This is a genomic window from Rhizobium sp. 268, from assembly GCF_036571585.1.
Lineage (GTDB): Bacteria > Pseudomonadota > Alphaproteobacteria > Rhizobiales > Rhizobiaceae > Rhizobium > Rhizobium redzepovicii.
In genome coordinates this window covers 1-26,176 of the sequence record NZ_JAPPSO010000023.1, presented here as the reverse complement: position 1 = coordinate 26,176, position 26,176 = coordinate 1, and the positions used below count along the sequence as shown (strand labels likewise).

32 protein-coding genes and 2 pseudogenes are annotated in these 26,176 nt (G+C 61.1%); 24 read left to right on the top strand and 10 right to left on the bottom strand.

Going from position 1 to position 26,176, the window contains the following annotated elements:
- Positions 1-284 precede the first annotated feature (284 nt).
- The 13 genes from tdh to OS035_RS30045 all read left to right on the top strand — a co-directional run bounded on the left by tdh (position 285) and on the right by OS035_RS30045 (position 11,175).
- Positions 285-1,322 (top strand): L-threonine 3-dehydrogenase, encoded by a 1,038-nt coding sequence (gene tdh / locus OS035_RS30105; RefSeq protein WP_097628156.1) that lies wholly within the window; start codon positions 285-287, stop codon positions 1,320-1,322.
- A gap of 10 nt (positions 1,323-1,332) precedes the next feature.
- Positions 1,333-1,680, top strand: a complete 348-nt coding sequence (locus OS035_RS30100) for a GFA family protein (RefSeq protein WP_003593175.1) — start codon at positions 1,333-1,335, stop codon at positions 1,678-1,680.
- Positions 1,681-2,149: 469 nt separating this feature from the next.
- Positions 2,150-4,207: an RNA polymerase sigma factor RpoD gene (gene rpoD / locus OS035_RS30095; protein ID WP_097628157.1), complete on the top strand. Its 2,058-nt coding sequence runs from the start codon at positions 2,150-2,152 to the stop codon at positions 4,205-4,207.
- A gap of 242 nt (positions 4,208-4,449) precedes the next feature.
- Positions 4,450-4,743: a GYD domain-containing protein gene (locus tag OS035_RS30090; protein WP_097628310.1), complete on the top strand. Its 294-nt coding sequence runs from the start codon at positions 4,450-4,452 to the stop codon at positions 4,741-4,743.
- A gap of 179 nt (positions 4,744-4,922) precedes the next feature.
- Positions 4,923-5,660: a DUF930 domain-containing protein gene (locus tag OS035_RS30085; RefSeq protein WP_183777612.1), complete on the top strand. Its 738-nt coding sequence runs from the start codon at positions 4,923-4,925 to the stop codon at positions 5,658-5,660.
- A 36-nt stretch (positions 5,661-5,696) separates the two neighbouring features.
- Complete coding sequence (locus tag OS035_RS30080; protein ID WP_331814653.1) at positions 5,697-6,794, top strand: DUF930 domain-containing protein; 1,098 nt, start codon at positions 5,697-5,699, stop codon at positions 6,792-6,794.
- Between the two features lie 103 nt (positions 6,795-6,897).
- The gene (locus OS035_RS30075) at positions 6,898-7,059 is read left to right on the top strand and encodes a hypothetical protein (RefSeq protein WP_003565364.1); all 162 of its coding nucleotides are present in this window, start codon (positions 6,898-6,900) and stop codon (positions 7,057-7,059) included.
- On the top strand, positions 7,056-7,841 hold the full coding sequence (locus OS035_RS30070) for an APH(3')-II family aminoglycoside O-phosphotransferase (RefSeq protein ID WP_097628160.1): 786 nt from the start codon (positions 7,056-7,058) through the stop codon (positions 7,839-7,841). The genes OS035_RS30075 and OS035_RS30070 overlap by 4 nt, the downstream gene beginning before the upstream one ends.
- Before the next feature lie 59 nt (positions 7,842-7,900).
- Positions 7,901-8,707 (top strand): AraC family transcriptional regulator, encoded by an 807-nt coding sequence (locus tag OS035_RS30065; protein ID WP_097628161.1) that lies wholly within the window; start codon positions 7,901-7,903, stop codon positions 8,705-8,707.
- Between the two features lie 78 nt (positions 8,708-8,785).
- A complete protein-coding gene (locus tag OS035_RS30060) occupies positions 8,786-9,685 on the top strand; it encodes a DMT family transporter (protein WP_183777613.1) in 900 nt (299 codons plus the stop codon).
- 3 nt (positions 9,686-9,688) lie between these two features.
- Positions 9,689-10,381, top strand: a complete 693-nt coding sequence (locus tag OS035_RS30055) for a B3/B4 domain-containing protein (RefSeq protein ID WP_183777614.1) — start codon at positions 9,689-9,691, stop codon at positions 10,379-10,381.
- Positions 10,382-10,463: 82 nt separating this feature from the next.
- Positions 10,464-10,862 carry a DUF427 domain-containing protein gene (locus tag OS035_RS30050; RefSeq protein ID WP_183777615.1) on the top strand — a complete coding sequence of 133 codons (399 nt, stop codon included), beginning with the start codon at positions 10,464-10,466 and terminating at the stop codon, positions 10,860-10,862.
- A gap of 79 nt (positions 10,863-10,941) precedes the next feature.
- On the top strand, positions 10,942-11,175 hold the full coding sequence (locus OS035_RS30045; RefSeq protein WP_097628165.1) for a DUF6894 family protein: 234 nt from the start codon (positions 10,942-10,944) through the stop codon (positions 11,173-11,175).
- Positions 11,176-11,385: 210 nt separating this feature from the next.
- Here OS035_RS30045 and OS035_RS30040 read toward each other — a convergent pair whose 3' ends face one another.
- A complete protein-coding gene (locus OS035_RS30040) occupies positions 11,386-11,631 on the bottom strand; it encodes a DUF6894 family protein (protein ID WP_097628166.1) in 246 nt (81 codons plus the stop codon).
- Between the two features lie 129 nt (positions 11,632-11,760).
- Between OS035_RS30040 and OS035_RS30035 the strand changes: the two genes are divergently transcribed.
- Positions 11,761-12,480: a Crp/Fnr family transcriptional regulator gene (locus OS035_RS30035; RefSeq protein WP_003593196.1), complete on the top strand. Its 720-nt coding sequence runs from the start codon at positions 11,761-11,763 to the stop codon at positions 12,478-12,480.
- Positions 12,481-12,559: 79 nt separating this feature from the next.
- Entirely contained in the window at positions 12,560-13,492 is a 933-nt protein-coding gene (locus tag OS035_RS30030) for a LysR family transcriptional regulator (RefSeq protein ID WP_183853301.1), read from the top strand.
- Between the two features lie 240 nt (positions 13,493-13,732).
- Here the strand turns inward: OS035_RS30030 and OS035_RS30025 are convergent, their stop codons facing one another.
- On the bottom strand, positions 13,733-14,659 hold the full coding sequence (locus OS035_RS30025; RefSeq protein ID WP_331814624.1) for an NADP-dependent oxidoreductase: 927 nt from the start codon (positions 14,657-14,659) through the stop codon (positions 13,733-13,735).
- The gene (locus tag OS035_RS30020; RefSeq protein ID WP_331814622.1) at positions 14,659-15,126 is read right to left on the bottom strand and encodes an ester cyclase; all 468 of its coding nucleotides are present in this window, start codon (positions 15,124-15,126) and stop codon (positions 14,659-14,661) included. The genes OS035_RS30025 and OS035_RS30020 overlap by 1 nt, the downstream gene beginning before the upstream one ends.
- Before the next feature lie 236 nt (positions 15,127-15,362).
- Here OS035_RS30020 and OS035_RS30015 point away from each other — a divergent pair, with 236 nt between their 5' ends.
- The 6 genes from OS035_RS30015 (at position 15,363) to OS035_RS29990 (ending at position 19,151) form a co-directional block, all read left to right on the top strand.
- Complete coding sequence (locus OS035_RS30015) at positions 15,363-16,583, top strand: MFS transporter (protein WP_331814620.1); 1,221 nt, start codon at positions 15,363-15,365, stop codon at positions 16,581-16,583.
- A gap of 74 nt (positions 16,584-16,657) precedes the next feature.
- Positions 16,658-17,254, top strand: coding sequence for a DUF922 domain-containing Zn-dependent protease (locus OS035_RS30010; protein ID WP_331814618.1), 597 nt, complete (start codon positions 16,658-16,660; stop codon positions 17,252-17,254).
- A gap of 86 nt (positions 17,255-17,340) precedes the next feature.
- Positions 17,341-17,694: a DUF1428 domain-containing protein gene (locus tag OS035_RS30005; RefSeq protein ID WP_012558435.1), complete on the top strand. Its 354-nt coding sequence runs from the start codon at positions 17,341-17,343 to the stop codon at positions 17,692-17,694.
- 73 nt (positions 17,695-17,767) lie between these two features.
- On the top strand, positions 17,768-18,190 hold the full coding sequence (locus OS035_RS30000; protein WP_331814616.1) for a secondary thiamine-phosphate synthase enzyme YjbQ: 423 nt from the start codon (positions 17,768-17,770) through the stop codon (positions 18,188-18,190).
- A gap of 153 nt (positions 18,191-18,343) precedes the next feature.
- Positions 18,344-18,649 carry a hypothetical protein gene (locus tag OS035_RS29995; RefSeq protein ID WP_064839834.1) on the top strand — a complete coding sequence of 102 codons (306 nt, stop codon included), beginning with the start codon at positions 18,344-18,346 and terminating at the stop codon, positions 18,647-18,649.
- A 142-nt stretch (positions 18,650-18,791) separates the two neighbouring features.
- Complete coding sequence (locus OS035_RS29990) at positions 18,792-19,151, top strand: hypothetical protein (protein WP_097628311.1); 360 nt, start codon at positions 18,792-18,794, stop codon at positions 19,149-19,151.
- Positions 19,152-19,440: 289 nt separating this feature from the next.
- Here the strand turns inward: OS035_RS29990 and OS035_RS29985 are convergent, their stop codons facing one another.
- Positions 19,441-20,178: an SIMPL domain-containing protein gene (locus OS035_RS29985; RefSeq protein ID WP_097628174.1), complete on the bottom strand. Its 738-nt coding sequence runs from the start codon at positions 20,176-20,178 to the stop codon at positions 19,441-19,443.
- Positions 20,179-20,459: 281 nt separating this feature from the next.
- On the opposite strand from OS035_RS29985, the gene OS035_RS29980 reads away from it, so the two are divergent.
- Positions 20,460-20,657 (top strand): hypothetical protein, encoded by a 198-nt coding sequence (locus OS035_RS29980; protein ID WP_239620170.1) that lies wholly within the window; start codon positions 20,460-20,462, stop codon positions 20,655-20,657.
- Positions 20,654-21,001, top strand: coding sequence for a hypothetical protein (locus OS035_RS29975; RefSeq protein WP_239620172.1), 348 nt, complete (start codon positions 20,654-20,656; stop codon positions 20,999-21,001). The genes OS035_RS29980 and OS035_RS29975 overlap by 4 nt, the downstream gene beginning before the upstream one ends.
- Before the next feature lie 64 nt (positions 21,002-21,065).
- Here OS035_RS29975 and OS035_RS29970 read toward each other — a convergent pair whose 3' ends face one another.
- Positions 21,066-21,212, bottom strand: coding sequence for a hypothetical protein (locus tag OS035_RS29970; RefSeq protein WP_003593213.1), 147 nt, complete (start codon positions 21,210-21,212; stop codon positions 21,066-21,068).
- A gap of 238 nt (positions 21,213-21,450) precedes the next feature.
- On the opposite strand from OS035_RS29970, the gene OS035_RS29965 reads away from it, so the two are divergent.
- Positions 21,451-21,645 (top strand): hypothetical protein, encoded by a 195-nt coding sequence (locus OS035_RS29965; protein WP_097628175.1) that lies wholly within the window; start codon positions 21,451-21,453, stop codon positions 21,643-21,645.
- Between the two features lie 127 nt (positions 21,646-21,772).
- On the opposite strand, the gene OS035_RS29960 is transcribed toward OS035_RS29965, so the two are convergent.
- The 5 genes and pseudogenes from OS035_RS29960 to tnpB form a co-directional block, all read right to left on the bottom strand.
- On the bottom strand, positions 21,773-21,982 hold the full coding sequence (locus OS035_RS29960) for a hypothetical protein (protein WP_012558428.1): 210 nt from the start codon (positions 21,980-21,982) through the stop codon (positions 21,773-21,775).
- Between the two features lie 722 nt (positions 21,983-22,704).
- Positions 22,705-23,694 (bottom strand): annotated as a pseudogene (locus OS035_RS29955) (IS3 family transposase); the annotation flags it as partial.
- Between the two features lie 162 nt (positions 23,695-23,856).
- Positions 23,857-24,252, bottom strand: coding sequence for a hypothetical protein (locus OS035_RS29950; RefSeq protein WP_331814612.1), 396 nt, complete (start codon positions 24,250-24,252; stop codon positions 23,857-23,859).
- Positions 24,253-24,340: 88 nt separating this feature from the next.
- A pseudogene (tnpC, locus tag OS035_RS29945) lies at positions 24,341-25,894 on the bottom strand (IS66 family transposase).
- A 68-nt stretch (positions 25,895-25,962) separates the two neighbouring features.
- Positions 25,963-26,121 carry an IS66 family insertion sequence element accessory protein TnpB gene (gene tnpB, locus OS035_RS33630; RefSeq protein ID WP_442967723.1) on the bottom strand — a complete coding sequence of 53 codons (159 nt, stop codon included), beginning with the start codon at positions 26,119-26,121 and terminating at the stop codon, positions 25,963-25,965.
- Positions 26,122-26,176: the final 55 nt, after the last annotated feature.

Below are 26,176 nucleotides of genomic sequence, written 5' to 3'. Positions count from 1 at the left end.
CGTTGCTTCTTAGCTTGACGTGAGACCGGCGCGGCTTGCTCCCTCTTCTCCCCATCGGGAGTCCGAAGGACGGGTTGAGACCCGTGGCGCGACCCCGGTCGGTGGCCCGAAGGGTCGGATGAGGGGGCGGAGCGAAGCGACGTTTCGAGCGTTGAGCGAGAAGCAATATTGGATTTGATGGCCTGCCGAGCCGCCCCCTCATCCGCCCTACGGGCACCTTCTCCCCGCTGGGGAGAAGAGGGAGTCGCAAGGTCCGGCACCAGAACAAGGGCGGGATATAGTCGATGTCGAACATGATGAAGGCACTGGTCAAATCGAAAGCAGAAGTCGGGCTCTGGATGGAGAATGTGCCGGTGCCGGAGGTCGGGCCGAACGACGTGCTGATCCGGGTGAGGAAATCGGCGATCTGCGGCACCGACGTCCATATCTGGAACTGGGACCAGTGGGCGCAGAAGACTATTCCCGTGCCGATGGTCGTCGGCCATGAATTCTCCGGCGAGATCGCCGAGATCGGTTCGGCGGTCACCCGCTACCATGTCGGCGAGCGGGTTTCCGGCGAGGGGCATATCGTCTGCGGCAAGTGCCGCAACTGCCGGGCGGGCAGGGGGCATCTCTGCCGCAACACGCTCGGCGTCGGCGTCAACCGGCCGGGTTCGTTCGGCGAGTTCGTCTGCATCCCCGAAAGCAATGTCGTGGCGATCCCGGAGGATATTTCCGATGAGATTGCCGCCATCTTCGATCCGTTCGGCAATGCCGTGCACACCGCACTCTCCTTCGATCTGGTCGGCGAGGACGTGCTCGTCACCGGCGCCGGGCCGATCGGCATCATGGGGGCGCTCGTCGCTAAACGCTCCGGCGCCCGCAAGGTCGTCATCACCGATATCAATCCGCACCGGCTGGACTTGGCACGCAAACTGGGGATCGACCATGTCGTCGACGCGTCGCGCGAAAATCTGGCCGACGTGATGAAGACGATCGGCATGACGGAGGGTTTCGATGTCGGGCTCGAGATGTCGGGGGCAGCACCCGCCTTCCGCGACATGATCGATAAGATGAACAATGGCGGCAAGATCGCCATTCTCGGCATTGCGCCGGCCGGTTTCGAGATCGACTGGAACAAGGTGATCTTCAAGATGCTCAATCTCAAGGGCATCTATGGCCGCGAGATGTTCGAGACCTGGTACAAGATGATCGCCTTCGTCCAGGGCGGCCTTGACCTTGCGCCGATCATAACCCATCGCATCGGCATCGACGATTTCCGCGACGGCTTCGAGGCGATGCGGTCGGGCAACTCCGGCAAGGTCGTAATGGATTGGATGTGAGGAGAAAGACATGCTCTATGAAGGAAGCTGCCACTGCGGCAAGGTCGCATTCGAGGTCGAAGGCGAATTTACCGAGGCGCTGGACTGCAATTGTTCGCTCTGCCGCCGGCGAGGCGGGCTTCTCGCCTTCGTGCCGCGCGACAAGCTGGTGCTGAAGACGCCTGAAGAGGATCTCTCGACCTATACTTTCAACAGGCATGTCATCCGGCATCACTTCTGCGCCAAGTGCGGCATCGCGCCGTTTGGCGAGGGGGTAGGCCCGAATGGCGCGGCCATGGCCTCGGTCAATCTGCGCTGCATTCCCGCGGTCGATCTCGGCGCGCTGAAGGTGACGGCCTATGACGGCGAGGCAAAGTAGCCGATATTTGTCCCGACAAAGGCGAATAGACCAACGATAGGACCGCAAAAATGCCGCGAACAACTGGCATGGCGGCCAATATCCATGCTGCCCTTGTCTTTTGTTCGCCGCATCTTAAATAAGGGTTCGCAATCGCTGCCGCGGTTCAAAGCCTGTGGATAAGGCTTTTTCCGATCTTTCGTGAGCTTTTTTTGTAGAAAAGCTTGACGAGAACAAAAAATGTGGGAATCACCGTTCGACTTGTTGAAACGGTGAACTGGGTCAAGGCGGATCGCGCAACCATGGCCGGAAATCCAAAAGCAAAAAAGCTTTGCTGTCCGGTGCCGGCGATCGTGGTTAATCAGGCTTTAAATGTCATCCCGTTAGGTGGGCAAAGGTGATTCTAGGGCGGCGCGAGCGACGTGTCAGGCCCTGAGACGGCCCATTCACCGTAGCGAGATTGGATAGCGTCAGGAAGGCGACGATATAAATGGCAACCAAGGTCAAAGAGAACGAAGACGCGGAAGTCGAACGCGACGGCGCAAGCGACGGCCCTCTTCTCGATCTTTCCGACGACGCGGTCAAGAAGATGATCAAAGCCGCCAAGAAGCGCGGCTATGTGACGATGGACGAGCTCAACGCGGTCCTGCCGTCCGAAGAAGTGACGTCCGAGCAGATCGAAGACACGATGTCGATGCTGTCGGACATGGGCATCAACGTCATAGAGGATGAAGAAGCCGAGGAAGCCGGTGCTTCCGGCGGCGGCGATGACGACGATGCCGGCGGCGACGAGGAGAGCGAAGGCGGCGAACTCGCGCCTTCGAGCGGTACCGCGCTCGCAACCGCCAAGAAGAAAGAACCGACCGACCGTACCGATGACCCGGTGCGCATGTATCTGCGCGAGATGGGCTCGGTGGAGCTTCTTTCCCGCGAGGGCGAAATCGCCATCGCCAAGCGCATCGAGGCCGGCCGCGAAACGATGATCGCTGGCCTCTGCGAGAGCCCGCTGACCTTCCAGGCGATCATCATCTGGCGCGATGAACTCAACGAAGGTACGACGCTGCTGCGCGAGATCATCGATCTCGAAACCACTTATTCCGGTCCTGAAGCCAAGGCCGCGCCGCAGTTCCAGAGCCCCGAGAAGATCGAGGCCGACCGCAAGGCCGCCGAGGAAAAGGAAAAGACCCGCCGCGCCCGCTCCGGCGACGACGACATCACCGATGTCGGCGGCGAGGGCCTGCCTCCCGAGGAGGAGGAAGAGGACGAGGACGAATCCAACCTTTCGCTGGCGGCGATGGAAGCCGAGCTTCGCCCGCAGGTGATGGAGACGCTGGATACGATCGCTGAGACCTACAAGAAGCTGCGCAAGCTGCAGGACCAGCAGGTCGAGCAGCGCCTGTCGGCTTCCGGCACGCTGTCGACCGCACAGGAGCGCCGCTACAAGGAGCTCAAGGATGAGCTCATCAAGGCCGTCAAGTCTCTGTCGTTGAACCAGAACCGCATCGACGCCCTGGTCGAGCAGCTTTACGACATCAACAAGCGCCTCGTTTCCAACGAGGGCCGCCTGCTGCGTCTGGCCGAATCCTACGGTGTCAAGCGCGATAGCTTCCTGGAGCAGTATCAGGGCGCCGAGCTCGATCCGAACTGGATGAAGTCGATCGGCAATCTGGCCGCCCGCGGCTGGAAGGAATTCGCCCGTGGCGAAAACACGACGATCCGCGACATCCGCCAGGAGATCCAGAATCTGGCGACCGAGACCGGCATTTCGATTTCGGAATTCCGCCGCATCGTCCACATGGTGCAGAAGGGCGAGCGCGAAGCGCGCATCGCCAAGAAGGAAATGGTCGAAGCGAACCTTCGCCTCGTCATCTCCATCGCCAAGAAATACACGAACCGCGGCCTGCAGTTCCTCGACCTCATTCAGGAAGGCAATATCGGCCTGATGAAGGCGGTCGACAAGTTCGAATACCGCCGCGGCTATAAGTTCTCGACCTATGCGACCTGGTGGATCCGTCAGGCGATCACCCGTTCGATCGCCGACCAGGCCCGCACGATCCGCATTCCGGTGCACATGATCGAGACGATCAACAAGATCGTTCGTACCTCGCGCCAGATGCTGCACGAGATCGGCCGCGAGCCGACGCCGGAAGAACTGGCGGAAAAGCTCGCCATGCCGCTCGAAAAGGTCCGCAAGGTCCTGAAGATCGCCAAGGAGCCGATCTCGCTCGAAACGCCGGTCGGCGACGAAGAGGATTCGCATCTCGGGGATTTCATCGAGGACAAGAACGCGCTGCTGCCGATCGACGCCGCCATCCAGGCGAACCTGCGCGAAACGACGACCCGTGTTCTCGCCTCGCTGACGCCGCGCGAGGAACGTGTGCTCCGCATGCGCTTCGGCATCGGCATGAACACCGACCATACGCTCGAAGAAGTCGGCCAGCAGTTCTCGGTCACCCGCGAACGTATCCGCCAGATCGAGGCAAAGGCGCTGCGCAAGCTGAAACATCCGAGCCGCTCCAGAAAGCTGCGCTCGTTCCTCGACAGCTAAGGGGCAACAAGAACTCTAGGATTGCGAAAGCCGGGCTTCATGTCCGGCTTTTGCTTTCGATCTTTGCGCCACTGCCGCACACTTTTGGGCGACACGCCTAATACCAATGATCCCGGTGGCTTTCTTGTCGCTCGGTGGTGACAAGATTATAGTCCGGCGACGGGGGAAGAAATCGATCGCGATGCGCGAGCGAGGACCGACGCATGCCCGTGTCGGGCGAATCCTCCGATGGGAGGTGCGAAGTGACCACTTACATTGTGCTGATCAACTGGACGGACCAAGGTGTGCGCAACGTTCGCGACTCATCAAAACGGCTGGATGCGGCGAAGAAACTGCTCGGCGACATGGGCGGCTCGTTCAGCCAGTTCTTTCTGACGATGGGCGGCCACGACATGGTGGCTGTCTGCGAAGCGCCTGACGATGCCGTCATGGCGCGGTTTGGCCTCTCGCTGGCGATGGGCGGCAATGTCCGCACCCAGACACTGAAGGCATTCCCGGAAGCCGCCTATCGGGAGATCATCGGCTCGCTCGGGTAGTCGGAAACGGAGATCGTCGAACTTGAAGGTTGCAGAGCTTCGGCTGTGCTGACAGTGTCTCGCCGTGCTTCAATTTCCGCGGCAGGGCTCCTGGCCCGATTATTCCGGCAAGTTCCATGATGAAAGCGCGCCTCAGTTTCATGATCTCCGCCGATCCTCCGACAGCGGCTTCCTGACCGATGGAGCTGACGGCCGGCAAACGGGATGACGGAATCCAGTGGGGCGCGGCAGCGTCCTTCGCCTTGCATGCCGCAGCGATCCTGGCGCTCCTGCTGCTGTTGCCGAAGGCCGAGCCGCCGCTGCCATTGCCGGATGACGGTCTCTCGGTGGAGATCGTTCCGCAGCCGGTGGGGCCACCAATCATGCCCGAGCCGGCCAGGGCGCTATCGCCAGAGCCGGCAAAGCCAGAAGCCGTAGCGCCCCAAGCCCAAAGGCCTGCGCCGGTTGTCGATAGTGCACCTGCCGCAGCAATGCCGTCGGTGACGCCAATCGCTCCACTGGTGCCAAAGCCGGCTGAATTCGTTGCGGCAAGCCGGCTGTTTTCCGACAAGGTGCTGGCCGATCCGCGCAGCCGGGGCGCCCGAGAAGCGCTGCGCGGCCTTGCCGGTGGCGAGCGCAATCTGCAGCTTTGCGACCTTGAGGCGCTGGAACAAGTCCGCCGCGCCCGGCCGGATATGCGGCCTGACACGCTCGCCCCCTATGCGATGGCGCCGGAGAAGGTCGGCGGCAACAGCGTCGAGGTGAGGGGCGGCGCCTTCCGCAGCAAGGGCAAGTGGTACAACATCCAGTTCAAATGCGGGCTCCACGCCGGATCCGGCAAGGTCATGTCCTTCGCCTTTCTCGTCGGCGATGCCATTCCGCAGGGTGAATGGCAGGCGCATGATCTGGTGGCCGATGACGGGGCGGCCGACCAATGACGCCAATCGCTGTTGCGATCACGCGGTTTTTTTCTTTTGTGGCTTGATGCTGCCGGTTTTAAAGGCCACATCGCTGCTGTGACTGAAGAAGACGTGGCACCAGCGGAAACGCAGCACGAAACGGGAAAACAGCGGCCTGAAATCCGCTGGGGCATCGGTGCGTCCGTACTTCTGCATATCCCCCTTGTCGCGCTTCTGATCTTCGGGCTGCCGAAGATCGAGCCGAAGCCTGCCGAAGAGGAGAGCGTGAAGGTCGAACTCGTTCCGCCGCCGGAGGAGAAGAAGCCGGAGCCCAAAGAGGAAAAACCGCCGGAGCTGAAGCCGCAGGAACAGGCGAAGAAGCAACCGCCGCCTCCGCCACCACCGCCTCCGCCCCCGCCGCCGCAGGCTAAGAAAGCTCCCGTGCAAGCGAAGCCGATGCCGACCCTGCGCCCGGTCATCGAGTTTGGCGACAAGAATAGTGGCCCGGAAAAGTCGCTGACGGGAAATTCTTCTCAGGGTGAAATTAAACCTGCAGCGAACTCGCCGCAGCAGGATATCGAACCGCAGCAGGCGCCGACAAAGACGGCGGCCGAAAAGCCTAAAACCGAGGAGCCTCCATCAAAACCAGTGCCGGATGATGTGAAGCTTCCTGAGGTTGCGACGGCAGAGGTTTCGCCGGAGCGTGATGGGCCGCGGACAGACGTGTCTGGCGACGCCAATACGACGATCGAGCAGGCCAAACCGTCTGAAGAAAAGACCACCGCGACGCCGAAAGTGATTACTAAAAACAGCGATCTACCCAAGGCAAAAACGCTGTTTTCACAGACGAACGATGGCAGTTCATTTGCGCAAACTGCGATCAATGGCCTTCCACGTAAAAATCGAGTGGCCACGCTTTGCGCCACCGAGCTTCAGGCCCAACTTATTCACGGTTCGCCGCGTTATTTCCCCATCTCATTGCCCAGTTTTGGATTGCGAGCCGGCAGCATTCTTAACGTCGACGATGCGGCCTTTAGCACAGCCAAAGGCTGGTACCACGTTCGTTTCAGGTGCGAGTTGGATGAGGGAGCGACGAAAGTTGTGTCGTTTGCCCACGAAGTTGGCGGGTTGATCCCCCGCAGTCAGTATGCGAAGTACGATATTCTTGACTAGTCCTCGCGATGGGCTTTCGTCTCATCGGCAACAAGCCACACGCAAGGAACCGCATCTAGCCTCTCCTCATGGCCGTGATGATACGGTGAGAGAGGACAATGATATGTCGAACGAGATCGAGCGTTTTCTTGAGCGTCAGGATGAAGCCGTGAGCGCGCTGTTCCTGGAACACAAGGGTGACGAGCTGACCGATATTCTGGTGGCGGCTCTGGAAGAGGCGTTCGAGATTCTGCTCGAAGCGGCGCCCGCCGAAACGCTGCATTGACATTTTCCAAAACATTGCCGGCAGCGCTTGCCGAGCGGCTGTCCGGCTACCGGTTCGAACGCGATACGCTCGGCCGTTCCACCGCGAGCGTCTTCCGGCTGGAAGGCGAGGGGCAGCCGGTCCTCTATCTGAAGGTCGAGGCAGCGGGGCCGTTCGGCGAGCTTGCCGATGAAGCCGCCCGGCTTGACTGGCTGAAGACCGCCGGCTTGCCGTGTCCCGAAGTGATCGGCCGGGAAAGCCACGGCGGGCGCAACTGGCTGCTGATCGGCGCGCTGCCGGGCAATGATCTTGCCAGTGCATCGGCGCTGACGCCGCTGGCGCGGGTCGAATTGCTGGCTGCGGCGCTTCTCGAGTTACATCGTCTGCCGATCACATCCTGCCCCTTCGATCACCGGCGGGAGAAACGCATGGCGGTAGCCAAAGCGCGGATGCAGGCCGGTAGTGTCGACGAGACCGATTTCGACGAGACGCGGCTTGGGAAAAGTGCCGAGACGCTGTTTGCCGAACTCGAAACCAGAAGGCCGGGCCGCGAAGACCTCGTCGTCACCCATGGCGATGCCTGCCTGCCGAATTTCATCGCCTCCGAGGACGGGTTCTCCGGCTATATCGATTGCAGCCGGCTCGGCGTCGCCGACCGCTATCAGGATATCGCGCTCGCCTGCCGCAGCATCGCCTCTAATTTCGGCGAGGCGCTGGTGCAGCCCTTCCTCGATCGTTACGGCATGCCGGCCGCGGATCCTGTGAGGCTCGACTATTATCGGCTGCTCGACGAATTCTTCTAGCCGTTGCGCCATCTCCATCCGGCTGGCAGAGTGGCCGCAATCGAACCTGCGGACAGACGATGGCGAAGAACCAGTTCAGGATGCTGCGCTCGGCGCTATCAGGCGTCGAAGCGGTGGAGGCGGAAACGCGTCACAGTTTCTCCAGGCACACGCATGAGCAGTTCGGCATCGGCCTCGTCTCATCAGGGGCGCAGAAATCGCTGAGCGGCCGCGGCATGGTCGAGGCTGCGGCCGGCGATATCATCACGGTCAATCCGAACGAGGTGCATGACGGGGCGCCGATCGGCGATGGGCGATCGTGGCGCATCCTCTATTTCGATCCCGAGATCGTCGCCGGCCTGTCGCGAGAGATCGGCGAGGGTGGGCCAGGGCGGCAGGAAATCCCCCATCCCGTCATCCGCAACAGGGCGATCGCCGCCCGCTTCGAAATATTGTTTGGCGCGGTGACCGAGAGCGGGTCGGGATATGGGCTGTTGCGCGAGCAATTGCTGCTGCAGCTTGTGGCCGACGTCATGCGGGAGCGCGGCGGCAGCGACGAGCGGCCGCCGGTGCCGGCGTCGATCCGCGCGGCCCGGGATCTGATCGACGACGATCCGCTTGCCGCCGTCTCGCTCGCCGATCTCGCCGGCGAAAGCGGGCTCAGCCGCTTCCAGGTGCTGCGCGGTTTTGCCAGGGCGACGGGCCTGACACCGCATGCCTATCTCGTCCAGGCCCGCATCCATATCGCCCGGCGGCTGATCGCTCAGGGCATGCCGCTTGCCGAAGCCGCCTTCGCCAGCGGCTTTGCCGACCAGAGCCACATGACGCGGGTCTTCGTGCGCAAATACGGCCTGTCGCCGCGGCTCTATGCCGGCGCCTTTCTCTAAAGTCCCGGCGCCTGCAATTTCGTTCAAGACCGCGAGACGCCCCTGTTGTTTCCTCGGCGTTCCAACAGGAGGCGTTGAATGTCGAGGCAGGTTCAAGGGTATGTCTATCTGGCGCTGGCGATGCTGACGGTGGGCAGCACCGTCATCGCAAGCAAGCTCATCGCATCGGGCCTGCCGCCATTTACCGCCATCGCCCTGCGCTTCGCGCTGGCTTTTCCGGTCTTGCTGGTGCTGATGCGGGCAAGCGGCGTCCGGCTGCCGAAGCTTTCCAGGCACGATCGCCTGATTCTCGTCGTTCAGGCGGGCGCCGGCAGCGTCGGTTATACGACGCTGCTGATCTCAGGCCTCAGCCTCAGTTCGGCCGCCGATGCCGGCGTGGTCATCGGCACGCTGCCGGTGGTCTCGGCGGGTATTTCCATCCTGCTGCTGCGCGAAAGGCCTGGGCGCGGCCTGCTCCTTGCCGTGGCGCTTGCAACGGCGGGCGTGCTTTCGATCGCCGTCACGCCGGGTGCGGCCGGCGGGTCGCTCGCCGGCAATCTGCTGATCTTCTGCGCCGTCGTCTGCGAGGGGCTGTTCATCCTGCTGAACAAAAGACTGAAGGCGGACATTCCGCCGCTTGCCCAGTCGACGCTGATGGCCGGCATCGGCTTTGTCGTCGCCGTCATCCCGGCGGCTTTCGCGGCGCCTGTCACACCGGATATACCTGCAAGCGCCATCATTGCCGTCGTCTATTATGCGCTGGTGCCGACCGTCGGCGGCTTCCTGCTCTGGTATGCGGGAGCGGCCAGGGTGAGCGGCACGGAAGCTGCGCTCTTCACCGCAGTCGCTCCGGTCTGCGCCGTCATGCTGGCTTTCCTGATCCTCGGCGAACCGATCGGGCTCAACCAGATCGCCGGCATCGCCTGCGTGCTGGCGGCGGTGCTCGGGCTTGCCTTTGCCGGCAGCCGGGCGGCAATGAATATATCCGGAGGGAGATAGGCCATGCAGTTTCGTCATTCCGATGCGATATGGCAGGCGTTTCCGGAGCTTCGCGCCGGCGCGCTCCATGTCGACGCTATCCATGCGGATGCCGATGTCGAGAAGGCGATTGCCAGTTTCAGCACGATTGCCGAGGCCCGGCTGGCCGCCGCGCAGGAGGGCGAATTTCCTGAAATCCAGGCGTGGCGGCGCGGCTTTTCGCGCATGGGGCTGAAGCCGACGCAATATCGCTCAGCTTCCGAGGCGCTGTTGCGCCGCTTCCGCCAGGAGCATGGCCTGCCGCACCTGCATCCGCTCGTCGATCTCTGCAATGCGATTTCGCTCGCCTTCGCCATTCCGATCGCCGTCTTCGACGCCGAACAGATTGCCGGCGATCTCGAGGTTCGGCGCGCCGGCGGCCAAGAGACCTATCTGACCTTCGGCGGCAAAATCGAGCATCCGGAAGTAAACGAGGTGATCTTTGCCGACGGCGAAGACAGGGCGCATGCGCGGCGCTGGACCAACCGGCAGAGCGGGCTTTCGGCGGTGCGGCAGCAGACGCGCTCAGTGTTGATCGTCGCCGAGGCGCTGCACGCTACCGCCGGCGAGGATATCGGCAGGCTGGTCGCAACGCTTTCGGAGGCGCTGGCGCGTCACTGGGCGGTTCAGCCGAAAACCGCCATGCTGAGCCTGGCATCGCCGCGTTTCGAATTCTAATGCATGTCGTCCGGATAGGTCTTGGGCCGGCGGCATGCCCGACCTATCTCAGTCAGATCGATATCTCATGGAGACGAACCTCATGTCAGACAAATCGATCAAGATCCCGGGCCCGGATCATCCGATCACCGTCGAGCACAATCCCTGCCGCGTCGTCGTCACGCTTGCTGGCAAGGTGATTGCCGATACCCACGATGCGCTGACGCTGCGCGAGGCCTCCTATCCGCCGGTGCAGTATATTCCGCGTCGGGATGTCGACATGGCGCAGCTTCAGCGCACCGACCATGCCAGCCATTGCCCCTATAAGGGGGACGCCGCCTATTACAGCATCATTGCCGGCGGCGAGCGCTCGAAGAATGCCGTCTGGACCTACGAAGCGCCGAATGCCGCCGTCAGCAACATCAAGGACTATCTCGCCTTTTATCCCGACCGCGTCGACGGCATCGAGGAAATGGCGTCTCCGGAAGCCGGCACCTTCTGACCACCGCAGGTGAGACACATCAGCAATCGGGAACATGTGGCCCGCGGGCTCGTTAGACTGATCTAGCGGGGGATGTGTCGTGCCGAAATTCTACTTTCAGCTCCTCGACGGTGATGGCGTCGGGGCGACCGAGACAGGATATGAGTTCGCCTCCATCGAGGCCGCGAAAGCGGAGGCCCGGCGCGTGCTGGCGGAGATGGCCGCCGAAGGTCTGCCGGCAGAACCTTTGAACATGCTGTCGGTGGAACTCTTTGACGAAAGCCGGCGACCGCTTGCGGAGATCCGGCTGATCCTCGAGGAAATACCCAAATAGCCGCAGCCGGCAAGCCGTCTACGATGTTGCTCCAAGCAATGGCGCGACTATGTCAAAGTTAATTGCCGGCTATGAAGGCGGGTCTTAATGCATGTCGCCCGGAAGTGTGTAGCGGTTCCGGGATGACGACATGCATAAAGAGAACTCAATCGTCGCGGCCACCGCGTCGGACTATGCGGAGAAGATCGACGGCAAGCCTTGAATGGCGGCCTATCGCAATACATCGAGCCACTCATTGTTGAAGATGAGGCTGGCAACCGTAACTGGGTCGCCGCTTTCGTTGCGAACGGTGACGGCGATGATGGTGCGATCACCCGCCGGCAGCTCGTCACGGGCCACATCCAGCAGGATGCGGGTCACCTCTTTCGGAATGTCCGCGCGCGATCTGAGCTCGGTGCCGTGCTCATCGCGTGTGGGACCTTCGCCGTTATGTAGATCGAAAAAGTAGCGAGCCATGTTTTTTCCTGTCGTCACAGGGGGAAAGTACAGATGAAGACAATTGTTCCCGAGGCTAGGCATTGATTCTTATAGAAAATACAGGTCGCATCATCATGATCTCCTCTTGTGCTATCGGCGGAAAAGCCCGTGATTGAAGCCCTGCTGCTCAATCTTGGAAGCCGCGACGTGCTTTCGGCCGAGGAGGAGAACCTTCTCAGGTCGATCCTGGTCAAGGACAGGCATTTTGTTGCGGGAGAGGATATCGTCCTCGAAGGCAGCCGCCCGCCCTACAGCACGCTGCTGCTCGATGGTTTCGCGGCGCGCTACAAGGTGATGGCCGATGGCAGCCGACAGATCACCGCGCTGCATGTCGCCGGCGATTTCGTCGATCTGCATGCCTTTCCCGTCAAGAAGATGGATCACGGCATCGTTGCTCTGTCGACCTGTCATGTCGCCTTCGCCGATCATGCCGATCTCAGGGCGATCACCGAGCGCATGCCGCATCTGACGCGGCTGCTCTGGCTCGATACGCTTGTCGATGGCGCCATTCACCGCGAGTGGATCGTCGCCATGGGCCGGCGCTCCAAACGCGCCCATATCGCCCACCTCGTCTGCGAGCTTTTCGTGCGCCTGCAGGTCGTCAAGCGGACGCGCGGCGCCAGCTTCCAGTTTCCGTTGACGCAGATCGAGATGGCCGATGTGCTCGGCGTTTCCGTCGTCCACCTGAACAAGACGCTGCAGGCGCTGAGGCGCGAGGGCGTCTTTACTTGGGAGAACCGGACGATCACCATCGTCGACTGGGAGCGCCTGCAGGAAATCGCCGAATTCGACCCCGCCTATCTGAACATCTTCAAGGAGCCGCGCTAACGCTTTCAGCGACAGGCCTGACGTCACCGGCTCTCGGCATGCTTGCAATCGATAGCGGCGGGCGCCTATCATCCACGCCATGAATAATCTCTCCTCGATCGATCTCAACCTTCTCGTCGCCTTCGATGCGATCATGGCAGAGCGCAGTGTCACAAGGGCCGGCGCCCGCATCGGCCGCACCCAGCCGGCGATGAGTGCGGCGCTCGCCCGGTTGCGGCAGCTTTTCCAGGATGAACTGTTCGTGCGCAGCCCGAACGGGCTGGAGCCGACGCCGCGGGCACTCGATCTCGCTGAGCCGATCGGAAAATCGCTGCGGCATGCGCAGGAGGCGCTGGCCTTCAGCGGCGCCTTCGACCCGCAGTCGTCATCGGCTTCGTTTCGCCTCGGTCTCTCCGAACATCCGGCCTTCGTGCTGCTGCCGAAACTGCTCTCCGCAATCAGGCGGGTCGCGCCGAATGTCAGCGTCGACGTCAAGGGTTTCACCGTCCGCGAACGGGCGGTGGAAATGCTCGATGCCGGCGAGGTCGATGCGGCAATCGGCGTGCCGGTCTCCTCGTCGCCGCGGATCCTTTCGCGGCTGCTTTTCGAGGAGAGCTTCGTTTCGATCGTCCGCGCCGATCACCCAGCGGCAAAGTGCCTCGACCTCGAAACCTTCGTCAGCCTTGACCATCTGCTCGTATCGCCGGAAGGCGATCGTTACGGCCATGTCGACCGAAGGCTTTCGGAACTCGGACTGCGGCGCAGGCTGGGCCTGACGCTGCCGCAAATGTATGCGGCGCCGGCGATCGTCGCCGAGACCGATCTCGTCGCCACGCTGATGCAGGGGATCGTTGAGGTTTCGGATCATCGCGCCAGGCTGTCCGTCCACAGGCCGCCGATCGAGCTGCCGCCGGTCTCTTTCGCGCTGTCATGGCATCGCCGCAACGATTCTCATGTGGGACAGCAGTGGTTCCGCGCGCTGATCGGTTCCGTTGCGGCGGCGAAGCAGGATCGGCCAGGAGACCCGGACTGATCCTGCTTCTGCGCTAAAGCGCGTCGCGTCAAATTTGATTCATGCGACGCGCTTTAGCTCTTTGTTTTTACGCATGTCGTTGCCGCAAAACCGCTGCACACTTTTGCGCGACATGCTCTAGAACAGGATGATTTTAGGCCCGTTGGCCTAAAATCTGAATCCTCTTCTAAATTAACGAGTTAGATCGTGATGTCTTGAGAAGATCGCGCACACTTTTCGGCATCATGCTCCAGCGGTTGCCTATGGCATCAGCAGCGTCTTGCCGCGAGAACCGCCCTTCGAAAGAGCCCGCAGCGCTTCAGCGGTATCGGCAAGAGCAAACTCCCGGCCAATGACGCTCTGCAGGTGACCATCTGTAACGAGCGCTGCCACTGCGGCGAGGCGGCCCGCATCGCTCTGGTGAAACAGGAATTGCGCATCGATGCCGCGCGCTTTCGCCCCTTCGGTGTCGAAGGGCGCCGACAGACCGACGAGCTTTCCGCCCCGGCGGATGATGCCGAGCGAGCGCTGCAATGTTTCACCGCCGACCGTATCGATCACGACGTCGACGGACGTCAGCAGGGCGGCGAAGTCCTGGCTGCGGTAATCGATCACCGCCTCGGCGCCGAGCGAGCCGACGAGATCGAGATTGGCCGCAGATGCCGTTGCCGTCACATGCGCTCCGGCACGCCTTGCGAACTGGACGGCAAAGCTGCCGACACCGCCGGCGCCGGCATGGACCAGCACCGATTGACCGGGCTGGACGGTTGCGGCTTCGAACAAAGCCTGCCAGGCGCTGGCCGCAGCCGTCGGCAGACCGGCGAGGCTTTTGAGCGGCAGCGCCGGCGAAACCGGCACGACCAGGCGCGCGGGCACGGCCGCCAGTTCGGCAAAGGCGCCGCCGGCGGCCGGCTCGGTGCGCGCAATCACCCTGTCGCCGGGCTTGACGGTGGCGACCATCCGGCCCGTTGCAACGACCGTGCCGGTGAGATCGGTCCCCAGCACATGAGGGAAGGCGAGGGGAAAGAAATCCTTCAGGTAGCCGGCGATCAGCTTGTTATCCATCGGATTGGCTGCTGCGGCCTCGACACGGATGAGGACATCGTCGAGACCCACCACCGGCTCGGGAACATCGTCGATGCGGATGTCGCCGATCGCGCCGTAGGCATGGATGCGGGCGGCTTTCATCACGCGCGCTCCTGAAGCAGCGGCATCGTCTTCGGCGGCCAGGCGCCGAGCTGATGCAGCATGCCGAACCAGTCTTCGAGATGCCAGGTGTGGGAAATCCTGTCGCCTTCGAAACGGTGGAATTCATGAAGCGCGATTTCGATTCGGCGGTTCGTCGGCGGAATGCCGAAGAGCGCGCCGCGCTGCGTGCCGACGATGCGGGCGCGAACGCCGGCGCGATCGTTGAGGCCGATGACTTCGTCGACCAGGATCTGGACATCAGGCAGGGAATCGATGAAGCCGAGGATGATCGGCTTCAGTCCTGCCGGTCCTGGCCCCTGGCCCGGCGCCAGCGGAATGTCCTGCCAGCCGGGCGTGACGGCTTCGTCGAGAAGATCGGGATTTTTGCGGGTGAATGCGCCGTAGAAGGTTTGAAGCGTTGCATGCTGCCCTGCGGTCAGTGCGCTTGCCGTCGTGTCGATGGTCATGGAAAGCCTCTTGCTTGGGTGACGAGCGAAAGGCTACGGCGCGGGTCTACATATTGAAAATCGATATCGGTTATCTGGCGTCATTCACCACATGAATGCTGTAGTCTCCGCAATCGCACAATCCGGTGAGAGCGGTTCATTGCGATTGACAATTGGTCCGTTCGGGCAGAACACCGTTTTGACCTTCCAAACTCCTGCAAAGGCCGGCGCAGCCGCGTCGGCCGGTGACATCGCAAATGGACATACCCCAAGGCCCGCGGAGCGTTCTTCGCCACCCCGGCTATCTGAACTTCGCTGCCTCCCGCGTCTTTTCCTCGCTTGCCTTCCAGTCCATTGGCATCGCCATGGGCTGGATGATCTATGATCAGACGCACAGCGCCTTTGCGCTCGGCCTCGTCGGTCTCTGCCAGTTCCTGCCGATGGCGGCGCTGACCTTCGTCGTCGGCCATGTCGCCGACCGCTTCGACCGGCGGCGCATCGGCCTCATCTGCCAGTTGATCGAGGCGGTGACGGCACTGGTGCTGGCGGTTGCCACCTGGCAACAATGGCTGACGCCTTCAGGCATCCTTGTCGCCGTCACCGTGCTTGGCGCCGTTGTCGCCTTCGAGCGGCCGACCATGGCGGCGCTGCTGCCGAATATCGTGCCGGCTTCGATGCTGCAGAAGGCGGTCGCCACCTCCACCTCGCTGATGCAGACGGCGCTGATCATCGGCCCCTCGCTCGGTGGCCTGCTCTACGGGCTGAACCCGGTGGCGCCTTTCGCCGTGTCGGCGCTGTTTTTTGCCGCCGCCAGCGTCAACGTCATCTCGATCCGCCTGCAATGGGCGCCCGGCAAGCGCGAGCCGGTGACACTGGCCTCGGTCTTTGCCGGCGTCTCCTTCATCCGCAGCCGGCCGGTGATGCTCGGCACGATCTCGCTCGATCTCTTCGCGGTGCTGCTCGGCGGCGCCACCGCGCTCTTGCCGATGTTTGCCCGCGACATCCTGCATGCCGGCCCCTGGGAGCTCGGCCTTTTGCGCGCCGCACCGGCGATCGGCGCGCTTGCCATGTCGATCGTGTTGGCCCGCTGGCCGCTCGAGAGCAATGTCGGGCGCAAGATGCTTGCCGCCGTCGCCGTGTTCGGCGTCGCCACCATCGTCTTTTCGCTGTCCACCAACATCGCGCTTTCCGTCGCCGCCCTGCTTGTCGTCGGCGCGTCGGATACGGTTAGCGTCGTCGTGCGCAGCTCGCTGGTGCAGCTTCTGACGCCGGATGAGATGCGGGGTCGTGTCAGTGCGGTCAACTCGCTGTTCATCGGCACCTCCAACCAGCTCGGCGAATTCGAATCCGGCATGATGGCGGCAGCACTTGGGCCGGTCGCCACCGGCATTGTCGGCGGGCTCGGCACTGTAATCGTCGTGCTCTTGTGGATGCGGCTCTTCCCCGATCTTACCAAGGTCAAGACGCTGCAGGGCTGATGCATATCTGGTGCGTTGAAAGCAGCAGCGGCTGCCGTTAGGGTCCGCGCAAATCACTATTCGGCGGGGGCCGCGTGACGAAAACTTTTCTATCCTATGTCCTGGCGGCGATTGTCGCCGCAGCACCAGCCGCCGCAGTGGCCGAATGGCAGGCTGTGGAAGAAGTGCGGCCCTATTCGATATCGGGGAAGACCGGCGCCGAACTCTACGAATCGATCGGGGCGCGGGGGCCTGAAGTCGGTGCGGGCCGGGTGATCGCGCATACGACCTTCAAGTTGACCTGGACCCGGAAATACGAGGCGCAAGGCGCCGCCTGCGTGATCACCACCAACAGGCCGAAACTGATCATCACCTATACGCTGCCGAAACCCTCCACGGCGCTGCCGCCGGCCGTCCAGGCCAGTTGGGAGAGCTTCATCGCAGGCGTGCAGGCGCATGAGCGGGTGCACGGTGAGACCATCAAGGAGATGGTCAAGGAAATCGAGACGATGAGCATCGGCCTCACCGTTGCCGACGATCCCGATTGCAAGAAGATCCGCATCGAGTTGACTCGCCGCCTCGGTGAGATCTCTGCAAAGCAGCGCCAGCGCGGCCGCGACTTCGACAAGGTCGAAATGGGCGACGGCGGCAATATCCAGCAGCTCATCCTCAAGCTGGTGAACGGAGGTTGATTACCGCTGCCGGCGCATCATCCCTGGATCTGTCTGGCCGCGCGCCTATCTCTCCCTCCAGCGCGAGATAGATGGAGAAGATGATCGTGTCCTATGTCGACGGTTTCATCGTGGCGGTGCCGAAGGAGAATATCGAGGCCTACAAGAAATTCTCGACATTTGCCGGCACGATCTGGAAGGAATATGGCGCGCTGGAATATGTCGAATGCATCGGCGACGACGTGCCCTATGGCGAGCTCACCTCCTTTCCCCGCGCTGTGCAGGCCAAGGAGGACGAGGTGGTGGTGTTTGCCTGGATCGTCTACCGGTCCCGGCAGCAGCGCGACGATGTCAACGCCAAGGTGATGGCCGATCCGAGGCTCAAGGGCGACCAATGGCAGATGCCCTTCGACGGCAAGCGGATGATCTATGGCGGCTTCGAGACGCTGATCAAACTCTGAACCGATCAAGCATTGACTTGCCTCTTCTGACGCGCCACCTCGCGCCGATAAGATTCCGAGACGGGAGAGCGCCTTGCCACAGACGATCCTGACACTGTCCACACGCGGACAGGGCCTTTACGAATTCACCGATCAGGCAGACGCCTTTGTCAACCAATCAGGGCGGGAGGAGGGGCTTCTCACTGTCTTCGTGCGCCACACTTCCTGCTCGCTGCTGATCCAGGAAAATGCCGATCCCGACGTGCAAACCGATCTGCTTTCCTTCTTCCGCCGCCTCGTGCCGCCGGCCTCTGATCCGTGGATGGGCTGGGTCGTGCATCGCGCCGAAGGGCCGGACGATATGCCGGCGCATATCAAGGCGGCGCTGACGCAGGTCTCGGTCGGCATTCCCGTCGCGCGGGGCCGGCTGATGCTCGGCACTTGGCAGGGCCTCTATCTCTTCGAGCATCGCGACCGGCCGCACCGGCGGGAAATCGTTCTGCATCTTGGCCCGTGAAAGGATTAATCCTTGTGAATGAGAAGTGAATGGTCGGTTCGAACGCCATTCAGTTTACAGCGTTTACTGTCGAGGCAATCCCTAAGGGAGAACCCAAGCATGTCGCGCAATAACGATATGCGTAGAAATAGGACCAATCGACGGAGACGCCCCATGACACATTTCCTCGCCAAGGCCTCGCTTGCCGCATTGCTCGCCCTCTGCACCGTCCCGGCCACGGTCACCACCGCGGCAGCCGCTGGGCCGCAGACGAATTTCGTCGTCGAGGCGCAATATCACCGGCCGATTCGCGGCTGCTCGCCGATGCATGCAGTGCGCAAGGCGCGCGATTTCGGTCTGCGCAGAGCCCAGATCACTCGCATGTCGCCGCGCGTCGTCGTCGTTTCCGGCCGCGACCATCGTGGCTGGGACCGAATGGTCTTCGCCAATGTCCGCGGCTGCCCGCTGATCCGGCGCTGAGGACTGCGCCGGCAGGCGCCGACACGGCGCTTGCCGGCCGCTTTTGCCTTGACGGCGACACGTTCAGCCGCTTCTTCTCTAATCCGTATGGGTGATTCCCAGGCGGCTCGGCCGCACCGACTTTGAAACGAAAGGTTTTTCGATGATGCAGTTTTTGGCAAAGGCGGGTCTTGCCGTCATGCTGACCGCCGGCACCCTTGCCGGCACGGTGGCGCCCGCCGCCGCGCAGTTGAATATCATTATCGGCGATCAGGACCGTGACGCGCCGCGGGACTACCGCCGTCCGGCTCCGGGCTACGATCGCCCGCCGTTGGGCTACGACCGCCGTCCGCGCGGCTGTGATCCGCGGATGGCCGAAGACATGGCCCGCGATTACGGCTTCCGCCGCGCCCGCGTCGTCGACGTCACCCCGCGCCGCGTCATTGTCCAGGGCTGGACGCGTCGCGGCCCCGGCGAGATGAGCTTCGGCAACGTCCGCGGCTGCCCGGCTCTGCGCCGCTGATAAACTAGAATACCGCCTCGTCTCCCCGATGCGGCGGCCAGAACCGCCTTTGCCAGTCTCCCCGGATCGGCAAGGGCGGTTTTCTTTTTGTGAGGTTGTTCTACGCTCGGTAGACCCTGGAGGGTCTAACATGCCGCACCGCCTCAGATAATTTCCATCCAAGCAATTCGTCGAACGGTGGCAGTCAGCAAGACCTTCATTTTGGCCGCCGTCGGCAACCGCAGCTTAGTCCCTCCCCCTTGTGGGGAGGGGTTGGGGAGGGGTGTTGGCTGCCGCCGGCACTTTCATTTCACTGTTCGATCGCAAAAGTCACGGTGACGCTGACAGTGTAGTTGTTCTCGCCGCTCTGCACGGGAACGGCCGAATCGGCCTCCTTCATCATCGTGGCGCGATAGGCCGGCTGCGGCATCGGGCGCGGCACGTTCTCGTTGATCTCGATGATGCGGCCGAGCTTGACGCCGGCGGCTTCGCTCAGAGTCTTCGCCTTCTTCACCGCCTCGGCAACAGCATTCTTGCGCGCCTCTTCGAGGGCTGCTTGCGGCTTGTCGTTGGTGAACTGGATGTCGCCGCCCTGGTTGATGCCGAGGGTGACGGACTGGTCGATCACCTGGCCGAGCTTGGCAAGATCACGCAGCCTGATGGTGATGGAATTGATGGTCTGGTAGCCGATCAACTGCGGCTGCTGCTGCTGACCATCGACCGGCTGCGGGTAGTTGTATTGCGGCTGGATTGAGAAGCCGGAGGTCTGCAGATCGCGCTCGGCGATGCCGCCGTCCTTCAGCGCCTTCAGCACCTCGTTCATCGCCTTGTTGTTCTCGTCGAGCGCTTCGCGGGCGGTCTTTGCCTGCTTGACGACGGCAAGGTTGACGACGGCCATATCGGGCGCAAGGGCCGATTCACCATCCCCCGTCACCGAAATCACCGCCTCACGCGGCTTTGCCTCCTGCGCCAACACCGGCGCTGCGCTGCCGAGCGGCAGGGCGAGAAGGGCAGTCATCAGAAGAGTCTTGGAGAGAATCGGCGCCATGTTTCATTCCCTAGTTGTCGTTTCCCGGATGAACTTTCTGTCGGTTGATTGTGAAGCTATTGCGGCGGAAGAGAAGGGCGAGTGTGTGCGGAGAGAAAAAATGTGAGGGTGCGGGCGTGGAACGCGAATCCGGCTCGACGGTGAGTAGCGCCCACGGCACAGCCTCTCCATTTCTCCGTCTTCCCACCACCTACCAAATCCCCCAAACCTGATAGCAAAGACGGCGGGTTAAGAAACAGGGGCGGGCATGCTGTGACCGGCAAGGGCGCAGCATGCGCTTCATGACAATTCTTTCGATCGGCCTCGCGATCGGCCTGGCGGGCTGCTCCCAGGTGGCGGAAAAGGCTGAAAATGCCGCCAACCGCTCCTACATCAGCTATGCGCTCGGCAAACACTATACGGAGATCGCCAATCTCGTCCAATCGCCGATGGCGCGGCTTTCCGGCTCCGACGCGACCTATGGGCCGATGATCGCGTGACGCCGTTGAAGAACGGCATGACGATCTACCGGCATATGACGCCCGCCGCCAAGACCGAGACCGGCACGAACTTTGCCGGCCTTGTCGGCAGCTCCACGGTGTCGCAGAGCAACCGGCTGTCCTATTTCCTGGTGGGCGCCGATGGGATCGTCAAGGATTGGTCGACGGGCTCCGTGCAGGGCAGCGCCAGCGACTGCGTGCAATATATCGGCGGCGTCATCAACCGTTGCAACGATACGCAGCAGCTTCAGGCTTCGCTCGCGCTCTATGATGTGAGGGTGGCAACCAGGGCCGGTCAGCCCATATCGAGCTGGGGAGAACCGGCAGCGCCCGCAGTGAATTGAGGGCGCACGCCAGCCAGGATAAGGTCGTTTGCCTTACCTTTCGGCCAGCGGACACATTGCGGATTTAAGCGCCGAAATCATCCATGAAAGACGGATGGATCGCAGGCTTGCGCTCTTCGCGGGCGTCGCGAAAACGCTGGGGAACCGCACCGAGACCGGTCACGAAACGGGTCAGGAGATTGCGGTTGAAAAGTTTATGCAGGGCACTCATGGCAGTTCACTCATTCTTTTTTTTGTTAGCCGGCAGCATATATTTTGCCCAAGCTGCCATCGCAATGGGCAATTTTACATGACAGTTATGCGACAGTGCATGGCTTGGGAGATCACATTGGCGTTATGAGGGCCGCCGAAGGGCACTCTCACACCATAAATCCTCGCGAACATGCGGGATCGCGTGGTAAATTCTCCGTTCAGGGCCAAGCCAAGGGCCCTCCGAAGGAGAAGCTCAGATGAACCGATTTTTCGCATTTATCGCGACCGGAACGCTGATCAGCCTTGCCACGATCACTTCGGCCTGCACATCATCCGGATACCTCGATCAGACCTCGTCGATCGGGGGCGGCTATTATCGGGAAGAGATGCCGCTCAACCCGGCCTGCGGCGGTGGGTTTAGACCTAGCGACGGTCGCTCCTGCAGCTATTAGAGGCCGGCTCGGGCCGTTGGCAGAAAATCCATGACCAAGTCCGGAACCGAGATAGTCGGATTCCGGCTTGGACGTGCCGCATGAACATCACCGCCTTGGACTCCTGCTTGGCGTCCAACGGTATCAATCAGTGAAGCCCTTGCAGTCTGTTCCGCCGCTCTGCCAGCAGTTCATTTTGAACCAGGTTCCTGGCATTGTCCGAAAGACCATTCGGCCCCAACAGACCAAGTTCGGTAAACCGCGCTTCGATTTCCTTCGGAATGCTGTCCGCTTCGTGTTGGCAAAGGCGCACAAGCCACTTCCATTCGTCGCTCGTCATATCCCTGTGCACGACCATGAATTGCTATCCTCCCGAGAACAACGACATTCACAAAAAAAGTACCACAACTTTTATCGAAAGGCAGGTGGTTCGACGATCGCCCTGATCATGCCAATAGACTTCAGGGCGCCTTCGATGCTTCAGGTGCAAACTCCTCCGACAAGAAACCAACCTCAGGTACGCTACAACGAATTTCCTATATCAAGCGCGGTTCGAGAGGTATTTCCACCCCCACTTTATGGACTGAATTTTTACAGGCCTACGTGGGATATGAGTCGCTGCAGGAAGAAGCGTCGTCTCACATATCACACGCCCTTCTAAGGACCTTCAAGAGATATCCAAAATTCCAGAACCTGGTGTCAAAATTCCGGATTTTCGCGTCCGGCTACATACAGTGATTTTCTTGGTTAACCAGTTGAGGTGGATAAAAAATGGTGGGCCCGGAGGGAGCGCCCACCATCGCTCAAAACCCTTAGAAAGCGGGCTTTCAGGGATGGCGAGGGGGACACGATGTCCCCCTTTTGGGTCCTCTGCATTGCACAGGCCGGTGAAACCTTCAAGAGGAACGCGTGTTCGTTGCCGCTGACCTTGCCCCCAAGTTTTATCCAGTTTTGAGTTCGCTCCAGCGGTTTTTTGAAGTGCTCCCCAATTTTGGGCCAGCGGGAGCTGGAATTTCCGGGATTATTGAAGTGCTCCCCAATTTTGGGCCAGCGGGAGCTGGAATTTCCGGGATTATCGGCTCAGCTCGGCGGGGGTGCCGATGAGCCGTTCATAAGCGAAATCGGCACCTTGTTGCCGATGGCGCTATGTGGCCGGAACTCGTTATAATCTCTACGCCAATCCTCCATCTTCGCACGCGCGTCGTCAAGGCTCATGAACCAATGGGAGTTCAGGCACTCGGCGCGGAACTTGCCGTTAAATGACTCGATGTAGCTGTTATCGGTCGGCTTGCCGGGCCGGGAGAAATCGAGCACGACGCCCTTGTGGTAAGCCCACAGGTCGAGGTCTCGCGAGATGAATTCGCTGCCATTGTCCACACGAATGGAGGCTGGATAGCCGACCTGGCGGCATACCCGCTCAAGCGTCTGCACCACGTCTTCGCCTTTGTAGCTGAAGCGGGCGTCGACTGTCGGCGAGAAGCGAGAGAAGGTATCGACGACTGTTAAAACCCTGATCTTACGGCCGGTAGCCAACTGGTCGTGAACGAAATCCATCGCCCAGACATGATTGGAATGGGTCGGTTCCGTGCGATCCCCGCAGCTTCGCTTTGACCCGGCGCTTCGGAACCTTGTTGCGGAGTTGGAGGCCCATCTCCTTGTAAAGGCGATAGATTCCCTTCGGATTGACAGGCCATCCGTCACGTCTGAGCAGGACATGAACACGGCGATAGCCATAGCGCACCCGTGTCTGGCAGATGTCCTTAATCTTCAGCTTCAGCTCGGCCTGCTCGCCACGCCTGGACTTGTAGACATACAGCGACCGGTCGATCTTCAACACCGAGCATGCACGCCGGATCGAGACCTTCCAGTCCGCCTTGACCGTATCGACAAGCTTGCGTTTGCGGGCAGGCCTCAGAGCTTTTTTGACAGCACATCCTGAAGCATGGCCTTGTCCAATGACAGGTCCGCGACGATCCGCTTCAGCTTAGCATTCTCCTCTTCAAGCTGCCGCAGACGCTTCATCTCAGACGGCATCAGGCCGGCGTATTTTTTGCGCCAGTTGTAGAACGTCGGTAAGCGCTGTCCCTCTCGCACCTTGACCCGCGAGACTCCATGTCGTTTCAAAGACTGCCAACGTGGGGGGGGACGGCAGCTTGCCTCCGCCAGTAGAGGATATTGTTCAGACACGTTGCTGAAGTTCGGGCCGATTTATTCGGACATACTTGAAGGAGCTTACCTCCTCCCAATCATTATCCCACTTTCGAGCCGCCGCCCCCGCATGTTGAGATAAACGCGTCCGTTAGCGCCTCTGAAAGCCAAGCCGAACTTCAAAACTTCGGCACATGCGTCCGGATTCTCTCTGTCGTCCATAAACTTTTCGACGTAATTCATCAGAGGTGCAACGGTATAATAGTCTTTTTCCCAGTCGCTAAGCTGCTTGACCAGAACTGCGCGTATGCGTTCTCCCTCTGGAGTAAAATCGGCCAAATATCTGCTCGTCGCTCGGGCAAGGTTCAGCTTAGTAAGAAGCTCGATAAACTTGGGCTTCTCCTCATAATTGAGTTGGTTGTCCCAGTAGCCACGGACAGCGTCAACGTGTTCTTTCGGGAAGTCGTCGATTGAATCCATGTACGCAGAGCCCAGTGCATTGCCAGACCGCTTCAATGTGGCAGGAATGGATTTCAACAACAAGATGCTGCGGTAGCAACAAGTCCGCTTACGACCAAGAGAAGCCTTTGGGCACATACTCCCCTGCTGGGTAATTCCACGGCAGGAGACCCTCGATCAGGTTCTGTTTGTAGCCGCCGATTATGGCGGTGAGCGTGCTGGTCAGGTACGCGAACGGATCGACGGCATTGAGCTTGCAGGTCTCGATCAACGAGGCGATGGTCGCCCAGTTCTTCGCCCCAGCCTCATGACCCGCGAAGAGAGCATTTTTTCGATTGAGCGCTATCGGCCTTATAGTTCGCTCGACTGTGTTGGTGTCGATCTCGATACGACCGTTTGTCAGGAAGGTGCAGAGGCCATCCCAATGTTTGGCGATATAGGCGAGAGCTTCGCCGAGTGGCGACTTGCCAGTGACGCGGGCGCGCTGATGCGTGAGCTAGGTCCGCATGTCGGCGATCAATGCTGCTGATCGTTCTTGCCTTCCTGCAAGACGAGCATCCGGGTCGAGACCGCGCAGCTCGGCTTCGATGCGATATAGTTCGCCAATGCGCTTCACGCCGTCCTCAGCAATCGGAGCCAAGCCGGTGCGTGTGATCTCGACCAGCTTACGCCGGGCATGCGCCCAGCAATAAGCTAGCCGGATACGATCCTGTGCCATCAGCCGGTTATATCCGGCGTAGCCGTCTACCTGAAGGACGCCCGTGAATCCCTGCAATATACGTTCGGCATGCTGCCCGCTGCGACCGGGAGCATAGGTGAAGGCCACACCGGGCGGCGCACCTCCGCCCCAAGGTCGGTCATCACGGGCCAAGGCCCAGAAATATCCTGTTTTGGTTTTGCGGGAACCGGGATCAAGGACCGGTGCACGGGTCTCGTCCATGAACAGTTTGGTCGAGCGCTTCAGATCGGCAATCAAGGCGTCGAAGACCGGATGCAGTTCGAATGCTGCCCGGCCAACCCAGTCAGCAAGTGTTGAGCGGTCAAGATCGATGCCCTGTCGGCTCATGATCTGAGCCTGGCGGTAGAGCGGCAGATGATCTGCGTACTTTGCCACCAGCACATGCGCGATAGTCGCCTCGGTTGGCAGTCCGGCGGGGATCAGTCGTGCAGGCGCTGCCGCTTGATATACGCCGTCGGTGCAGGCGCGGCAGGCATATTTTGGACGACGAGTGGCGATGACACGGAACTGCGCCGGGATGACATCCAGCCGCTCTGACACGTCCTCTCCGATGCAATGTAGGCCACCGCCGCAGGCGCAGATCAGGCTTTCCGGTTCGATGGTCACCTCAACGCGAGGGAGATGGGCGGGAAGAGAGCCGCGATTGGCGGAGCGTGGTTTGGCGCGCGGCTTGTCCGAAGGGCTATCGGCTTCATCTTCGGCATGGATGGCCGCAATGGCCGTTTCCAGGTCCTCCAGTGCGAGATCGAATTGCTCGGGATCAGCCTTCTCGGATTTGCGGCCGAAGGCAGCTTGCTTGAAAACGGCGACCAGCTTCTCCAGCCGTTCGATCCGCTCATCCTTGCGATCTTCACGCGCCTGGGCCGCGATCAGCATCGCCTTCAGGGCAGCAATATCGTCGGGAAGATCGGCGGCATCCAACATGGTCGAAGCTTATCAAATTCCGCCCCGGCTCGCCGTCGGAATTTGCCGCCCGAGTCATCGTGCCGCATCTACTCGATGCCTTCCGGCGCTCTTGCCCCAACAGCACGAACCCGACGCCAGTCGAGCCCCGCAAATAGTGCCTCGAACTGGGCATGTCCCAGGCTTATCAGGCCGTCCCGGATATCTGGCCAAGTAAAGGTGTGCTCCTCCAGGCGCTTGTACCTCATCTGAGAATGCAGCCCCGACCGGCACAGATCAGCGGTTAGTGCGGGTCACGCACCC

Excerpts from the sequence above, each read along its gene's own strand:
- tdh (WP_097628156.1), top strand. The coding sequence starts at position 285 with ATGTCGAACATGATGAAGGCACTGGTCAAATCGAAAGCAGAAGTCGGG.
- OS035_RS30100 (WP_003593175.1), top strand. The coding sequence starts at position 1,333 with ATGCTCTATGAAGGAAGCTGCCACTGCGGCAAGGTCGCATTCGAGGTC.
- rpoD (WP_097628157.1), top strand. The coding sequence starts at position 2,150 with ATGGCAACCAAGGTCAAAGAGAACGAAGACGCGGAAGTCGAACGCGAC.
- OS035_RS30085 (WP_183777612.1), top strand. The coding sequence starts at position 4,923 with ATGGAGCTGACGGCCGGCAAACGGGATGACGGAATCCAGTGGGGCGCG.
- OS035_RS30075 (WP_003565364.1), top strand. The coding sequence starts at position 6,898 with ATGTCGAACGAGATCGAGCGTTTTCTTGAGCGTCAGGATGAAGCCGTG.
- OS035_RS30065 (WP_097628161.1), top strand. The coding sequence starts at position 7,901 with ATGGCGAAGAACCAGTTCAGGATGCTGCGCTCGGCGCTATCAGGCGTC.
- OS035_RS30060 (WP_183777613.1), top strand. The coding sequence starts at position 8,786 with ATGTCGAGGCAGGTTCAAGGGTATGTCTATCTGGCGCTGGCGATGCTG.
- OS035_RS30055 (WP_183777614.1), top strand. The coding sequence starts at position 9,689 with ATGCAGTTTCGTCATTCCGATGCGATATGGCAGGCGTTTCCGGAGCTT.
- OS035_RS30050 (WP_183777615.1), top strand. The coding sequence starts at position 10,464 with ATGTCAGACAAATCGATCAAGATCCCGGGCCCGGATCATCCGATCACC.
- OS035_RS30040 (WP_097628166.1), bottom strand. The coding sequence starts at position 11,631 with ATGGCTCGCTACTTTTTCGATCTACATAACGGCGAAGGTCCCACACGC.
- OS035_RS30030 (WP_183853301.1), top strand. The coding sequence starts at position 12,560 with ATGAATAATCTCTCCTCGATCGATCTCAACCTTCTCGTCGCCTTCGAT.
- OS035_RS30025 (WP_331814624.1), bottom strand. The coding sequence starts at position 14,659 with ATGAAAGCCGCCCGCATCCATGCCTACGGCGCGATCGGCGACATCCGC.
- OS035_RS30020 (WP_331814622.1), bottom strand. The coding sequence starts at position 15,126 with ATGACCATCGACACGACGGCAAGCGCACTGACCGCAGGGCAGCATGCA.
- OS035_RS30015 (WP_331814620.1), top strand. The coding sequence starts at position 15,363 with ATGGACATACCCCAAGGCCCGCGGAGCGTTCTTCGCCACCCCGGCTAT.
- OS035_RS29995 (WP_064839834.1), top strand. The coding sequence starts at position 18,344 with ATGACACATTTCCTCGCCAAGGCCTCGCTTGCCGCATTGCTCGCCCTC.
- OS035_RS29990 (WP_097628311.1), top strand. The coding sequence starts at position 18,792 with ATGATGCAGTTTTTGGCAAAGGCGGGTCTTGCCGTCATGCTGACCGCC.
- OS035_RS29985 (WP_097628174.1), bottom strand. The coding sequence starts at position 20,178 with ATGGCGCCGATTCTCTCCAAGACTCTTCTGATGACTGCCCTTCTCGCC.
- OS035_RS29980 (WP_239620170.1), top strand. The coding sequence starts at position 20,460 with ATGACAATTCTTTCGATCGGCCTCGCGATCGGCCTGGCGGGCTGCTCC.
- OS035_RS29970 (WP_003593213.1), bottom strand. The coding sequence starts at position 21,212 with ATGAGTGCCCTGCATAAACTTTTCAACCGCAATCTCCTGACCCGTTTC.
- OS035_RS29965 (WP_097628175.1), top strand. The coding sequence starts at position 21,451 with ATGAACCGATTTTTCGCATTTATCGCGACCGGAACGCTGATCAGCCTT.
- OS035_RS29960 (WP_012558428.1), bottom strand. The coding sequence starts at position 21,982 with ATGGTCGTGCACAGGGATATGACGAGCGACGAATGGAAGTGGCTTGTG.
- OS035_RS29950 (WP_331814612.1), bottom strand. The coding sequence starts at position 24,252 with ATGGATTCAATCGACGACTTCCCGAAAGAACACGTTGACGCTGTCCGT.
- tnpB (WP_442967723.1), bottom strand. The coding sequence starts at position 26,121 with ATGAGGTACAAGCGCCTGGAGGAGCACACCTTTACTTGGCCAGATATC.